Below are 17,418 nucleotides of genomic sequence, written 5' to 3' on the forward strand. Positions count from 1 at the left end.
TGTTGACTGTATAATAATTGAGATTCACTTTATCGATTAACCCTTTCACAACAAATATTTAGAGCGCAACAGCTAGGAGGTTACATTTGGATGTAACACAATGGCCTCATCTATGGGAGATTTAAAATTGGGAAAAGGAAAAGTACTTTTTCCATTCATTCTATGTCTAGTTTTTTTTGGAAAAACAAATGCCCAAGAAACCTTTAGGGATGAATTTAGTTCAGTTGCATATAACAATAATGATGGGACAGTTAATTGGGCAACCAATTGGACAGAAATAGATGATACTGACTTAGGGCCAACAACGGAGTTTATATATATTACGGGCAACCAGCTTAGAATGGAATATATTTGGAGCGAATCCATTTACCGTACTGCTAATCTTACTGGAGCCACAGTTGCAACTTTAAGTTTTGATTATACCACTAATAGTCTTGGGGGACAGCGTCAGTTGGGCGTTTTAGTTTCTAATAATGGAGGTGCGAGTTATACGCAAATTGCCACTATAAGTGGTAACGGTAGCTTCACACAAGATATATCTGCCTATATCTCAAGCAACACCACAATTTCTTTTGCCAAATCCAATCAAGATTGGCAAAGTGATGATTGGGCCCAACTTGATAATGTTCAGATTAGTGCCAACATTGGTTCAAGCGTAACCATAGAAGATGTGGCTGTAAACGAAAATGCAGGTAGTGCTGTTTTTACGGTTACCCATAGCGGTGCTGATGCCTCCGGAGCCTTTAGTGTTGACTACTCCATTACTGCCGTCAGCGCAACAGAGGGGACTGATTACACAACTGGTTCAGGTTTATACACTGGCACATTAAATTTCAATGGTACAGCTGGAGATACGGAAACAATTACTGTCAATATAACCAACGACACAGAATATGAAATTGCTGAAACCTATACCATGAGTTTTACGTCAACCAGTGACCCTTCAGTAAATATTACGGATACCGCAATTGGCACCATTAATGACGATGAGATAATTTTGGATGATGTTGCCTTAAGTTTGTATGACGATTTTCAAGGTAATTTTGACTATGTGCTCACTGGAGGCACATTGAGGACAAATGATGATGCTACTGACCCTTGTAGCATAACAACAACCTCTTCAGGTAATTTGACGACAATTTTACCCCCTACGGGTAAAACCATTAAGAAAGCCTATCTATATTGGGCACATTCCAGCACTGTTCTTGACCAAAATGTAACATTGGAAGGCCAGGCTGTAAACGCCGATTTGGTATATGGTGCACTCACTCTTGGTGTTCAATTCTATGGATATATAGCCGATGTGACCAATATTGTCACGGATTTAACTGATCCATGGGGGGAAACGTATGACTTTACTGACTTGACTGTTGACAATACAGGTACATATTGCTCCAGTACTGTAGTTTTAGGAGCATGGTCCCTAATGATATTTTACGAAGATTTCAGTTTGCCGACATCTACTATTAACCTCTATTATGGTTTTGATGCCACTCAAAACAGTGGTACCTCATTTACCTTGGATAATTTTTATGCCATAAGCCCTATCGGAAGTAAGGCCACTTTTTTATCATACGAAGGTGATGCATCTTTAGATGGAACTGTTGGTACCAATAAGGAGGAACTTTCAATCTTACCACAAGGAGGTGGAGCTCCCAACATCCTTACCGGTGATGGTGGGCAAACAGGTAACAATCCTTTTAACTCTACCATATTTGATAATACCTCTGGAGTGAACACTTCCGGTATTTATGGATTGGATTTGGACACTTATGATATTTCGTCATTTATTAACATAACCGATACCCAAGTAACAGCAAATGTTGATATGGGTCAAGATTTGGTCATTTCCAGCGCAGTGGTATTAAAAGTGCCTTCCAATATTATCTCAGGAACCGTCTTTGAAGATATAAATTACCCGGGAGGAGTTGGAAGGGACATGGCAACCGCTTCAGGCATCGCAATTCCCAATGTCACAGTGGAATTATATGATAATTTGGGTGCTTTGGTAGATACTGAGGTAACTGATACGGATGGAGAATACGCCTTTGGAGGAATATCGGATGGTACCTATACGGTAAGAATTCTCAATTCAAGTATAAATTCTACCCGTGTAGGAGGCACAAGCTGCGGTACGTGCTATGCTGTACAAACATTTAGATCCGATTATGATGGAACTACTTTGAACAATATAACAACCGAGATAGGGGGTAATTTTCCAAGCAATGAAGATGTGGCGGTGGGAATATTGACAGGCGCCCAGACCACAAGCACGGTTGTAGTTTTAGCTGGAGGAACAGGTGGTATTGATTTTGGTTTTAATTTCAATACAATAGTAAATACAAATGAAGATGGACAGGGATCTTTGGAACAGTTCATTGTGAATTCCAATAATTTGGATGAAACAGGATTGGATATAGAGGCAAACACGATTTTTGATCCAGCAGCAGGAGAAGACACTTCCATTTTTATGATTCCACCAACTTCTGACCCTTTTGGGCGAACAGCGGATTCAAATTTCAGCGGGGGATTTTTTGATATATTGTTATCAGGTGGGAATCCATTATCGAGCGTTACTTCAGATAATACACAGATTGATGGAAGAACACAAACGGCTTACTCAGGAGACACTAATGCTGGAACGGCAGGTTCTGGAGGTACAACTGTAGGTACATCGGCAATTTCACTACCAAATTATGATCTACCTGAAATACAGGTACACAGGGATTTGGGAGATGTTTTTGTAACACAGGGTAGCAATATCACTATAAGAAATTTAGCTGTATACGCCAATATCAATGCTGGAATTCGAATAGATGCCGGTACTTTGTTTGTAACCCAAAACTTGTTGGGTGTAAACGCTTCTGGAATAAATGCTGGAAATATAAGTATTGGAATAGAAAATGTGGGTGGTGACCTTAATGCCGACGGTAATTATATTGCAACAACCACGGAGAGCGGTATTCTAATAAATGGAGGAGCCACAAATACGGTACAGAACAATCATTTTGAAAATAATGGTGACAGCGCTTGCGACGATGCAATTACGTTAACAGGAGGTAGTGGTATTACCATTCAACAAAACTTGATAAATGGATCAGCTTCCACGGCAATCGATGGGGCATCGTTTTCTGGAGGTGCGACTATAGCTGAAAACTCAATTACCACTTCTGGTCAAAATGGAACCAACTGTGGTGGTGGAATAGAAAATATGGGAATCAAAATTGACGGAAACAACTCCCAAATGACCAATAATGTGATTTTTAGCAATGGCGGAGCCGGAATTGTAGTGTTGGGAGGAACTGGAAATCTGATTAGTCAGAATTCAATATATGCCAATGGTACTTCGGGCAACGCTTTGGGAATAGACTTGGATGCTTCAGCCGGTTTTGGAGATGACATCACCCTAAATGACAATGGTGATAGTGATTCAGGACCAAATAATCTCATAAATTTTCCCATTCTCAACACAATATTCATTTCAGGCTCAGACTTAATAGTAACCGGTTGGTCACGCCCCGGTGCGACCATAGAATTTTTCCTTACGGATATTAGTGAGGGAAGTGCAACCGCTGGCGACAACCAATTAGGGCTTTCAACTGACTATGGCGAAGGTCAAACCTTTATAGCATCCGCTGTTGAAGGAAGCGTTTCCGACTCGGACGCTACCTCTACTGCTTATTCAGATGCAGATGGAAATGCAGACACGACAAATAGGTTTAAGTTTACAATTCCATTGCCAACGGCAAGCCTAAGCGATATGATTACCGCTACGGCAACATTGGGCAATTCCACCTCAGAGTTTTCACCCATTAGTTCTATAAAAGTTTCAACCGTAATTACCAACCGAAGAATTACATATCGTGTAAATAGGAACTAAAACTTCCTAGGTATTTCAACTTGGTTTTTGATTTCTGATGAAAATTTAGCTTATCAAGGCGTTAAAAGAACTCTTGTTATGGGTTGTTTTTCTGTTGATTACAATTGAAATACGTCAAAATATCTTGTGATTGTTGAGGTTCACTTCATCGATTAGCGCTTTCACAACAAATATTTAGATACAGTAATACCAACTGTTACATTTGACAAAAGCATATTCCCCAAAAACTATGCTTGCTAAAGTTTTCGGTATGAAAAAAGGGTTGCTATTTTTTGCAATTGCGCTACTATGTTCTTGGTTTTCGGTAACAGGGCAAGAAACATTTCGTGATAATTTTAGCTCAGTTTCCTATGCCAATAATGATGGATCGCAGAGTTTTTCCAATGATTGGACTGAAAGTAATGACGATGGAAGCCCAAGTGGGGGAAGAATCGAAATCGTATCCAATCAACTTGAGTTCAATAATTTGGATAGCAGCAGTATTATCAGGGACCTAAACCTAACAGGAGCTACTTCCGCCGTACTTACATTAGATTATAACAGAACAAGTGGAAATGAGAGCATTCTGGTTCAACTTTTTAACGGTTCAACCTATAATACAATTGCAACTTTGGCCGGCACAGGATCGGTAAATTACAACTTAGCTGCCAACGAAATGACCGCTTCATCCTCCATTCGCTTCATAACAGGAAGTGGGGGATGGGGTACTTCGGAAACCATTTATGTGGACAATGTGCTTATAACTGCAACATTTAGCCCTTTTATTACAATTGACGATGTAGTCGTTGATGAAGATGCAGGGACGGTCTCGCTAACGGCAACACATTCAGGGCCGGATGCCTCCGGTGCATTTACCGTTGATTATCAAACCAATAACGGGTCTGCTTTGGCTGGTTCTGATTACACAACAAATACGGGCACCCTCAGCTTTAATGGTACCTCAGGGGATACTGAACAGATTATTATCACCATTTTGGATGATCTGATTTTTGAGTCCAGTGAAGACTTTACCGTTTCCTTCACCACAACCTCAGACCCGTCGGTCGTAATAACAGATACGGCAACAATTACCATCAACGATGACGATAATGACCCAAACTCAACTCGACCTTATGAGGAAAGAGTGGCGGTAAACCTCATGGGTAACTTTAAAATGCTAGGGAATACCAATTTATTGTGTACTTCAGGATGTCCAGCTACACCGGTAACCAATAACCCTTCAGTTGTAATGGGATACGCTGATGTAGATAGTGATGGCTCAACAGTAAATTCCAGTAGCAGTAACCTTAATTTGCCTGCAGGGTCCACGGTAGAATGGGCAGGATTGTACTGGGGGGGAGTTTATAATAGTACAAATGGGGGCATCACTAACCCAGCAGGGACATTGAATATAGATCAAGTCAAATTTATGGATCCCGCTTCGGGGTTGTATAGTACAATAAACTCAGATGTTAGAAATATTGAAACAACCACTTTTGGGGGGTGGAATACATTTATGTCTTACGCAGATGTTACTTCCGTTGTACAATCAGGAGGAAATGGAAATTATTTTGTGGCTGATATAGCCCTGGTTACAGGAAGCTCTTTTACAGGACCTCATGGTGGATGGACACTAGTGGTTGTTTACAATGACCCTGCAGATACTTCAAGAAATGTTAGTGTTTGGGACGGATTTGACTTCTTTGGCTTTGGTGCCAACGATACTTTTACCGTTACCGGACTTTTAACCCCTTCAATAGGAGCTTTCGAAACCCATGTAGGGTATTATGGAATGGACGGAGAAGCAAGTAATACAGGTGATTTTGTAAGTGTGGAAGGAACATCGCTGTCCAATGCGCTGAACCCTGCAAACAATACATTAAATGGTACAATTTCAGAATTCGGCGTGGATTTGGGAACAAGAAACCCCAATTTTACTTACAGCTGGGGTGTCGATATTGATGTATTTGATGCCTCTGGATTGGTTCCTAATAATGCTACCGACATGGATGTTGTTTTAGGAAGTAGTAGCGAAGGTATATGGGGAGGGGTATTCGTTACCTCAAATGAAATTGCCTTTCCAACGGTCGCCACATCATCGTTCAATCCCACCAGTATTTATACCGGAGAGGAATCCACAGTGACCATTACTATAGAAAATCCATCAAATGGGGTGTCTTTGACTAATTTGGCCCTCACCAACAACCTTCCTACCAATATGGTAATAGCTCCCACGCCAGATGCTTCATCTACCTGTGGAGGTACAATCTCGGCAATTTCTGGAGCTACTAGTTTTTCCATTACAGGCGTTAGTTTGCCTGCGGGAACCACATGTACCTTTACTTTTGATGTGACTGCATCCACTGCCGGGGTGTTTACAAACACAATTTCCCCGTCAGATATAACAAATGATCAGAACATCCCACTTTCAGGTACTACAACCTCAGATTTGACGGTTCTGGCAAGACCAGCAACACTCATCACAAATCGTCAAATTACTTACAGGGTAAATAAGGATTGAAAATTGAGTCAAAAATAAAATGCCTTGTATCATATCCCTATAAAAAATGGACATTTTTTCGGTTTAAATCATCATAATAAAAAAAGGTCTGACGATACATCAACCTATCACATTTAAAATAAAAAAATGTGGTCGTCAAAGCATGGAAAACCACTCGGTATCCCGAGGACTAAAGCCTGAAAACCGTTTAAACTACTGGTTTTATCGATGAACTGTTTTTGTGGTTTTTTAAAGTTGAAACCTCAAAATTTAACAACTAGACAGTGCTAATTAACACTTACACAACAAATATTTTCTCCCCCTATAAGTAAAAGTAATTTTGTAAAGTGTAGTAGTGTTCAACAAGCTTATTAAGCGGAATTTACACACGAAAGCATAGTAGATTACAATAAACACATACCAACAATGTCATTTAACAATAACCCCATGAAAAAGAGCATTATAGTTGTTGCATTACTGTTTTTCTCTGGATTTGCCTATTCTCAGACTACGGTAACATTGCAAGATCAATGTAACTGTGAAGTTTTGAGCGGTACAGCAGTGTCCAGCCCTGGAGTAACCACTCCTAGTGGCGCAGACGCAGGAGATATATATGTAAATACCAATACCGGTACCATTTACTTTTGGGACGGTGATTCTTGGGAATTGACTGCTACAGATGATCAGCAATTAACCGGTTTTACCTTCAACGGTGCTACAAACGAATTGACATTGACCTTGGAAAATGGGGGGAGTGTAAATGTCGATTTAAGTAGCCTCAGCGATACCTTAACAGATACAAATACGACCATCACGTCTTTTGGTATAGATGGCACGAACACGAATTTGGTAATTACAGATTCCGATACCAACACCTATGCAGTTGCCTTGGCCGATATAGCTGCTTTAGTAAATACCGACGACCAGACCGCTGCTGAGGTCACCTATGACAACGCAACATCCGGCCTTACGGCCACCGACACCCAGGCCGCCATCGACGAGGTCGCTTCGGGAAGCACGGACGACCAGAACATCGAGAGCCTTGGCGTTGACCTTGGCACCAACGTATTGACGGTCGGGATAGAGAACGGCACCAGCCAGACAGTCGACCTGTCCCATCTGGACGATGCCGGTACCGACGACCAGACAGCATCCGAGGTGAACATTACCGATGCGGGCGGCAACTTTACCGCTACGGAGGTCGAGGGGGCACTTGCGGAACTAGCGGCTGGGAGCACCGATGACCAGAACATTGAGAGCCTTGGTGTTGACACGGGTACAAATATATTGACAGTCGGTATAGAGAATGGTACCAGCCAGACAGTCGACCTGTCACATCTTGACGATGCCGGGACTGACGACCAGACAGCATCCGAGGTTAACATCACCGACGCGGGCGGCAACTTTACCGCCACGGAGGTCGAGGGGGCACTTGCGGAACTAGCCGCTGGCAGCACGGACGACCAGAACATCGAGAGCCTTGGCGTTGACCTTGGCACGAACGTATTGACGGTCGGGATAGAGAATGGCACCAGCCAGACAGTTGACCTGTCCCATCTGGACGACGCCGGGACTGACGACCAGACCGCTGCGGAGGTCACCTATGACAACACAACATCCGGCCTAACAGCCACCGACACCCAAGCAGCCATCGACCAGGTCGCTGCGGGTAGCACCGATGACCAGAACATCGAGAGTTTGGGAGTTGACCTTGGCACCAACGTATTGACAGTTGGTATCGAAAACGGCACCAGCCAGACAGTCGACCTATCACATTTGGACGATGCCGGTACCGACGACCAGACCGCTGCGGAGGTCACCTATGACAACACAACATCCGGCCTTACGGCCACCGACACCCAGGCCGCCATCGACGAGGTCGCCGCTGGCAGCACCGATGACCAGAACATCGAGAGCCTTGGCGTAGATGTAGGAACCAATGTATTGACAGTTGGTATCGAGAACGGCACCAGCCAGACAGTCGACCTGTCGCATTTGGACGATGCCGGAACGGACGACCAAACAGCATCCGAGGTGAACATCACGGACGCAGGTGGCAACTTTACCGCCACCGAGGTGGAAGGTGCACTTGCGGAACTTGCCGCTGGCAGCACGGACGACCAGAACATCGAGAGCCTTGGCGTTGACCTTGGCACGAACGTATTGACAGTTGGTATCGAGAACGGCACCAGCCAGACAGTCGACCTGTCGCATTTAGACGATGCCGGGACCGACGACCAGACCGCTGCTGAGGTCACCTATGACAACACAACATCAGGCCTAACTGCCACCGATACCCAAGCAGCCATCGACGAGGTCGCTGCGGGTAGCACCGATGACCAGAACATTGAGAGTTTGGGAGTTGACCTTGGCACGAACGTATTGACGGTGGGCATCGAGAACGGCACCAGCCAGACAGTTGACCTGTCACATTTGGACGATGCGGGCACGGACGACCAGACAGCATCCGAGGTGAACATCACCGATGCGGGCGGAAACTTTACCGCCACCGAGGTGGAGGGAGCACTTGCGGAACTAGCCGCTGGCAGCACCGATGACCAGAACATTGAAAGTTTGGGAGTTGACCTTGGCACGAACATATTGACGGTCGGTATCGAGAACGGAACGAGCCAGACAGTTGACTTATCACATTTGGACGATGCCGGAACGGACGACCAGAACATCGAGAGCCTTGGCGTAGATGTGGGAACCAACGTATTGACAGTGGGCATCGAAAATGGCACCAGCCAGACTGTGGACCTATCACATTTGGACGATGCGGGGACGGACGACCAGACTGCTAGCGAGGTGAACATTACCGATGCCGGTGGCAACTTTACCGCCACGGAAGTGGAAGGGGCACTTGCGGAACTTGCAGCTGGCAGCACCGATGACCAGAATATCGAGAGCCTTGGTGTTGACACAGGTACAAATATATTGACAGTGGGTATCGAGGACGGTACCAGCCAGACAGTAGACCTGTCACATCTTGACGATGCGGGGACCGATGACCAGAACATCGAGAGCCTTGGTGTGGACGTTGGAACCAACGTATTGACCGTCGGGATAGAGAACGGAACGAGCCAGACAGTTGACCTGTCGCATCTGGACGATGCCGGAACGGACGACCAGAACATTGAAAGTTTAGGAGTTGATCTTGGCACGAACGTATTGACAGTTGGTATCGAGAACGGCACCAGCCAGACAGTTGACCTGTCACATTTGGACGATGCGGGCACGGACGACCAGACAGCATCCGAGGTGAACATCACCGATGCAGGAGGCAACTTTACCGCCACCGAGGTGGAAGGGGCACTTGCAGAACTTGCCGCTGGAAGCACTGATGACCAGAACATCGAGAGCCTTGGAGTTGACCTTGGCACCAACGTATTGACGGTGGGTATCGAGAACGGCACCAGCCAGACAGTCGACCTGTCGCATCTGGACGATGCCGGAACGGACGACCAGAATATCGAGAGTTTGGGAGTTGACCTTGGCACGAACGTATTGACGGTGGGTATCGAGAACGGCACCAGCCAGACAGTCGACCTATCGCATTTGGACGATGCGGGCACGGACGACCAGACAGCATCCGAGGTGAACATCACCGATGCGGGCGGAAACTTTACCGCCACCGAGGTGGAAGGGGCACTTGCAGAACTTGCCGCTGGAAGCACTGATGACCAGAACATTGAAAGTTTAGGAGTTGACCTTGGCACGAACATATTGACGGTCGGGATAGAGAACGGAACGAGCCAGACAGTCGATCTATCGCATCTGGACGATGCCGGTACCGACGACCAGACCATAGACAACTTTTCTATAGTAGGGGGTGAGTTGAACATTTCATTGGAAGATGATGGTGTTGCACCATCCACTGTTGACTTGATAAGCGCCAATGCTAATAACGATATTTCATCAGGTACGGATGGAGGACTTTACCTGAATGTTGCATCCGTGAGCATTTCGGAAACTATAACGACTTTGGCCGATAACCTTGATGGGACATACACCTACACAAGTGAGAATGGTACACCAACCACATTTACAGGAACGGACGATCAGATAGCATCCGAGGTGAACATCACCGATGCAGGAGGCAACTTTACCGCCACCGAGGTGGAAGGTGCACTTGCGGAACTAGCCGCTGGCAGCACGGACGACCAGAACATCGAGAGTTTGGGAGTTGATGTTGGCACGAACGTATTGACGGTGGGCATCGAGAACGGCACCAGCCAGACAGTCGACCTATCACATTTGGACGATGCCGGAACGGACGACCAGACCGCTGCGGAGGTCACCTATGACAACACAACATCCGGTCTAACGGCCACCGACACCCAAGCGGCCATCGACGAGGTCGCTGCGGGAAGCACGGACGACCAGAACATCGAGAACCTTGGCGTTGATCTTGGCACGAACGTATTGACCGTTGGTATAGAGAACGGCACCAGCCAGACAGTTGACCTGTCACATCTTGACGATGCAGGTACTGATGACCAGACCGCTGCTGAGGTGAACATCACCGATGCGGGTGGCAACTTTACCGCTACAGAAGTAGAAGGTGCACTTGCAGAGCTTGCAGCTGGCAGCACGGATGACCAGAACATCGAGAGCCTTGGTGTGGACGTTGGCACGAACATATTGACGGTAGGTATAGAGGACGGTACCAGCCAGACAGTCGACCTGTCACATCTTGACGATGCGGGGACCGATGACCAGACCGCTGCGGAGGTCACCTATGACAACACAACATCCGGTCTTACGGCCACCGACACCCAGGCCGCCATCGACGAGGTCGCTGCGGGTAGCACCGATGACCAGAACATCGAGAGCCTTGGTGTGGACGTTGGCACAAACGTATTGACGGTAGGTATCGAAAACGGCACCAGCCAGACAGTCGACCTATCACATTTGGACGATGCCGGAACGGACGACCAGACAGCATCAGAGGTGAACATCACCGATGCAGGTGGCAACTTTACCGCCACCGAGGTGGAAGGTGCACTTGCGGAACTAGCCGCTGGCATCACCGATGACCAGAACATCGAGAGCCTTGGCGTAGATGTAGGAACCAACGTATTGACCGTCGGGATAGAGAACGGAACGAGCCAGACAGTCGACCTATCGCATCTGGACGATGCCGGAACGGACGACCAGACCGCTGCGGAGGTCACCTATGATAACACAACATCGGGCCTTACGGCCACCGACACCCAAGCGGCCATCGACGAGGTCGCCGCTGGCAGCACGGACGACCAGAACATTGAGAGCCTTGGCGTAGATGTAGGAACCAACGTATTGACCGTTGGAATAGAGAACGGCACCAGTCAGACAGTTGACCTGTCGCATTTGGACGATGCCGGGACCGACGACCAGACCGCTGCGGAGGTCACCTATGACAACACAACATCGGGCCTTACGGCCACCGATACCCAAGCGGCCATCGACGAGGTCGCTGCGGGAAGCACGGACAACCAGAACATTGAGAGCCTTGGCGTAGATGTAGGAACCAACGTATTGACCGTTGGAATAGAGAACGGCACCAGTCAGACAGTTGACCTGTCGCATTTGGACGATGCCGGGACCGACGACCAGACCGCTGCGGAGGTCACCTATGACAACACAACATCCGGTCTTACGGCCACCGATACCCAAGCGGCCATCGACGAGGTCGCTGCGGGTAGCACCGATGACCAGAACATTGAAAGTTTAGGTGTTGACCTTGGCACGAACGTATTGACCGTTGGTATCGAGGACGGTACCAGCCAGACAGTAGACCTATCGCATTTGGACGATGCCGGAACAGACGACCAGAACATTGAAAGTTTAGGAGTTGATCTTGGCACGAACGTATTGACGGTCGGGATAGAGAACGGCACCAGCCAGACAGTTGACCTGTCACATCTTGACGATGCAGGTACTGATGACCAGACCGCTGCTGAGGTGAACATCACCGATGCGGGTGGCAACTTTACCGCTACAGAAGTAGAAGGTGCACTTGCAGAGCTTGCAGCTGGCAGCACGGATGACCAGAACATCGAGAGCCTTGGTGTTGACACAGGTACAAATATATTGACAGTTGGTATCGAGAACGGCACCAGCCAGACAGTGGACCTATCACATTTGGACGATGCCGGTACCGACGACCAGACCGCTGCGGAGGTCACCTATGACAACACAACATCGGGCCTTACCGCCACCGATACCCAAGCGGCCATCGATGAGGTCGCTGCGGGAAGCACGGACGACCAGAACATCGAGAGCCTTGGCGTGGATGTAGGAACCAATGTATTGACAGTTGGCATCGAGAACGGCACCAGCCAGACAGTCGACCTCTCACATTTGGACGATGCGGGAACGGACGACCAGAACATCGAGAGCCTTGGTGTGGACGTTGGCACGAACATATTGACGGTAGGTATCGAGGACGGTACCAGCCAGACAGTTGACCTGTCACATCTTGACGATGCGGGCACTGACGACCAGAACATCGAGAGCCTTGGTGTGGACGTTGGCACGAACATATTGACAGTTGGCATCGAGGATGGTACCAGCCAGACAGTAGACCTATCACATTTGGACGATGCCGGTACCGACGACCAGAACATTGAAAGTTTAGGAGTTGACCTTGGCACGAACGTATTGACCGTTGGGATAGAGAACGGAACGAGCCAGACAGTGGACCTATCACATTTGGACGATGCTGGAACGGACGACCAGACAGCATCCGAGGTGAACATCACCGATGCCGGTGGCAACTTTACCGCCACGGAAGTCGAGGGTGCCTTGGCCGAATTGGCCGCTGGCAGCACGGACGACCAGAACATCGAGAGCCTTGGCGTGGATGTAGGAACCAATGTATTGACAGTTGGCATCGAGAACGGCACCAGCCAGACAGTCGACCTCTCACATTTGGACGATGCGGGAACGGACGACCAGACCGCTTCTGAGGTTAACATCACCGATGCCGGAGGCAACTTTACCGCCACGGAGGTCGAGGGCGCACTTGCGGAACTTGCAGCGGGCAGCACCGATGACCAGAACATCGAGAGCCTTGGTGTGGACGTTGGCACGAATATATTGACGGTAGGTATCGAGGACGGTACCAGCCAGACAGTTGACCTGTCACATCTTGACGATGCGGGCACTGACGACCAGAACATCGAGAGCTTGGGAGTTGATGTGGGCACTAACGTATTGACGGTCGGTATAGAGAATGGTACCAGCCAGACAGTGGACCTATCGCATTTGGACGATGCAGGTACTGACGACCAGACAGCATCAGAGGTTAACATCACCGATGCGGGCGGAAATTTTACCGCCACGGAAGTCGAGGGCGCCTTGGCCGAATTGGCCGCTGGCAGCACGGACGACCAGAACATTGAGAGTTTGGGAGTTGACCTTGGCACGAACGTATTGACCGTCGGGATAGAGAACGGCACCAGCCAGACAGTCGACCTATCACATTTGGACGATGCCGGTACTGACGACCAGACAGCATCCGAGGTGAACATCACCGATGCAGGTGGCAACTTTACCGCCACCGAGGTGGAAGGTGCACTTGCGGAACTAGCCGCTGGCAGCACCGATGACCAGAACATCGAGAGCCTTGGCGTAGATGTAGGAACCAACGTATTGACCGTCGGGATAGAGAACGGAACGAGCCAGACAGTCGACCTATCGCATCTGGACGATGCCGGAACGGACGACCAGACCGCTGCGGAGGTCACCTATGACAACACAACATCGGGCCTTACGGCCACCGACACCCAAGCAGCCATCGACGAGGTCGCTGCGGGTAGCACCGATGACCAGAACATCGAGAGTTTGGGAGTTGATGTGGGAACGAACATATTGACTGTGGGTATCGAGAACGGTACCAGCCAAACGGTCGACCTGTCCCATTTGGACGATGCAGGGACCGACGACCAGACCGCTGCTGAAGTGAACATCACCGATGCAGGTGGCAACTTTACCGCTACGGAGGTAGAGGGCGCGCTTGCAGAATTGGCAGCTGGCAGCACCGATGACCAGAACATTGAGAGTCTAGGCGTAGATGTTGGCACGAACATATTGACGGTGGGTATCGAGGACGGTACCAGCCAGACAGTAGACCTATCGCATTTGGACGATGTCGGAACAGACGACCAGAACATTGAAAGTTTAGGAGTTGATCTTGGCACGAACGTATTGACCGTCGGGATAGAGAACGGCACCAGCCAGACAGTTGACCTGTCACATCTTGACGATGCAGGTACTGATGACCAGACCGCTGCTGAGGTGAACATCACCGATGCGGGTGGCAACTTTACCGCTACAGAAGTAGAAGGTGCACTTGCAGAGCTTGCAGCTGGCAGCACGGATGACCAGAACATCGAGAGCCTTGGTGTTGACACAGGTACAAATATATTGACAGTTGGTATCGAGAACGGAACGAGCCAGACAGTTGACCTGTCGCATCTGGACGATGCCGGTACCGACGACCAGACAGCATCCGAGGTGAACATCACCGATGCCGGTGGAAACTTTACCGCCACGGAGGTCGAGGGCGCACTTGCGGAACTTGCAGCGGGCAGCACCGATGACCAGAACATCGAGAGCCTTGGTGTGGACGTTGGCACGAACATATTGACGGTAGGTATCGAGGACGGTACCAGCCAGACAGTTGACCTGTCACATCTTGACGATGCGGGCACTGACGACCAGACCGCTGCGGAGGTCACCTATGACAACACAACATCCGGTCTTACGGCCACCGACACCCAGGCCGCCATCGACGAGGTCGCTGCGGGCAGCACCGATGACCAGAACATTGAAAGTTTAGGTGTTGACCTTGGCACGAACGTATTGACCGTTGGTATCGAGGACGGCACCAGCCAGACAGTCGACCTGTCGCATCTGGACGATGCCGGGACCGACGACCAGACCGCTGCGGAGGTCACCTATGACAACACAACATCCGGTCTTACGGCCACCGACACCCAGGCCGCCATCGACGAGGTCGCTGCGGGTAGCACCGATGACCAGAACATTGAGAGTTTGGGAGTTGATGTGGGAACGAACGTATTGACAGTTGGTATCGAGAACGGTACCAGCCAAACGGTCGACCTGTCACATCTTGACGATGCGGGAACGGACGACCAGAACATTGAAAGTTTAGGAGTTGATCTTGGCACGAACGTATTGACAGTTGGTATCGAAAACGGTACCAGCCAGACGGTGGACCTATCGCATCTGGACGATGCCGGGACCGACGACCAGACCGCTGCGGAGGTCACCTATGACAACACAACATCCGGTCTTACGGCCACCGACACCCAGGCCGCCATCGACGAGGTCGCTGCGGGTAGCACCGATGACCAGAACATTGAAAGTTTAGGTGTTGACCTTGGCACGAACGTATTGACCGTTGGTATCGAGGACGGTATCAGCCAGACAGTCGACCTGTCACATCTTGACGATGCGGGAACGGACGACCAGAACATTGAGAGCCTTGGCGTTGACCTTGGCACGAACGTATTGACGGTCGGGATAGAGAACGGGACCAGCCAGACAGTCGACCTATCACATTTGGACGACCCCGGTACGGATGACCAGACCGCTGCGGAGGTCACCTATGACAACACAACATCCGGCCTTACGGCCACCGACACCCAGGCCGCCATCGACGAGGTCGCTGCGGGTAGCACCGATGACCAGAACATTGAAAGTTTAGGTGTTGACCTTGGCACGAACGTATTGACCGTTGGTATCGAGGACGGTACCAGCCAAACGGTCGACCTGTCACATCTTGACGATGCGGGAACGGACGACCAGAACATTGAAAGTTTAGGAGTTGATCTTGGCACCAACGTATTGACCGTTGGGATAGAGAACGGCACCAGCCAGACAGTCGACCTGTCGCATCTGGACGATGCCGGAACGGACGACCAGACAGCATCCGAGGTGAACATCACCGATGCCGGTGGCAACTTTACCGCCACGGAGGTCGAGGGCGCACTTGCGGAACTTGCAGCGGGCAGCACCGATGACCAGAACATCGAGAGCCTTGGTGTGGACGTTGGCACGAATATATTGACGGTAGGTATCGAGGACGGTACCAGCCAGACAGTTGACCTGTCACATCTTGACGATGCGGGCACGGACGACCAGAACATTGAGAGTTTGGGAGTTGACCTTGGCACGAACGTATTGACCGTCGGGATAGAGAACGGAACGAGCCAGACAGTCGACCTGTCACATCTGGACGATGCCGGAACGGACGACCAGACGGCTTCGGAGGTGAACATCATCGATGCAGGTGGTAATTTCACTGCCACCGAGGTGGAGGGCGCTCTTGCTGAGCTTGCTTCACAGACAGATGACGATGTAAGTGTGACCAATACGGTGACAGGAAATAGAATTGCAAGCATTTCAGAGCCCGGAATTGTATCAGTAGATATCAATGAAACAGTAACATCCTTGTCTCAAAATACAACAACGGGTGTAATTAGTTATACCGACGAAGATGGTGGGGCTGCCGAGACAGCCAATGTGGTAAGCACAGATGCAAACAATGAACTAACTGTTGGTGCGGATGGTGGAGCCTCTTTTGAAATGACAGATATTGATGTGGATGGGGATGGCGCAGCAGAAACTACTGTTGATGAAGCCATGGCGGATATTGCCAAAATAACTGCTACCGCTGGAAGAATCTTCTATCCTCCTTCAATCGCAGTAGATGCATCAACAACAGGAATAAAGAATATCGATTTATATCAAGAATATCTAGATCAATTTGGAACGCCGACCGCAGGAAGCTCAGGAGCTCCTGTAGCAATCCCGACGTACGCTCGAACAGATTTGTATTATTATGTTACCTATGCAGATCCTACAGTTTTCGAAACGGACTCAGGTGACCCTAATTTCATGACAATTGATGCAAACGGTAACTTGACCATTGAAGTTGAGAATTTACCAACGGATTACAATTCACTTATCAACGTGGTATTTGTAGTTAAGTAATAACAATAAAGACTAGCTAAAAGTTGAAATCAAATATTCTACATAAGTCTTT

3 protein-coding genes are annotated in these 17,418 nt (G+C 48.9%); all 3 read left to right on the plus strand.

Annotation, left to right across the window (positions count from 1 at the left end; translation table 11 throughout):
- The first annotated feature begins 112 nt into the window (after positions 1–112).
- The 3 genes from ACULLG_RS08495 (at position 113) to ACULLG_RS08505 (ending at position 17,366) form a co-directional block, all read left to right on the plus strand.
- A complete protein-coding gene (locus ACULLG_RS08495) occupies positions 113–3,880 on the plus strand; it encodes a beta strand repeat-containing protein (protein ID WP_452126325.1) in 3,768 nt (1,255 codons plus the stop codon).
- Between the two features lie 250 nt (positions 3,881–4,130).
- A complete protein-coding gene (locus tag ACULLG_RS08500) occupies positions 4,131–6,380 on the plus strand; it encodes a DUF7933 domain-containing protein (protein WP_452126326.1) in 2,250 nt (749 codons plus the stop codon).
- Between the two features lie 426 nt (positions 6,381–6,806).
- Positions 6,807–17,366 carry a hypothetical protein gene (locus ACULLG_RS08505; RefSeq protein WP_452126327.1) on the plus strand — a complete coding sequence of 3,520 codons (10,560 nt, stop codon included), beginning with the start codon at positions 6,807–6,809 and terminating at the stop codon, positions 17,364–17,366.
- Positions 17,367–17,418: the final 52 nt, after the last annotated feature.

This window comes from Flagellimonas sp. 2504JD1-5 (genome assembly GCF_053618295.1).

Excerpts from the sequence above, each read along its gene's own strand:
- ACULLG_RS08500 (WP_452126326.1), top strand. The coding sequence starts at position 4,131 with ATGAAAAAAGGGTTGCTATTTTTTGCAATTGCGCTACTATGTTCTTGG.
- ACULLG_RS08505 (WP_452126327.1), top strand. The coding sequence starts at position 6,807 with ATGAAAAAGAGCATTATAGTTGTTGCATTACTGTTTTTCTCTGGATTT.
- ACULLG_RS08495 (WP_452126325.1), top strand. The coding sequence starts at position 113 with ATGGGAGATTTAAAATTGGGAAAAGGAAAAGTACTTTTTCCATTCATT.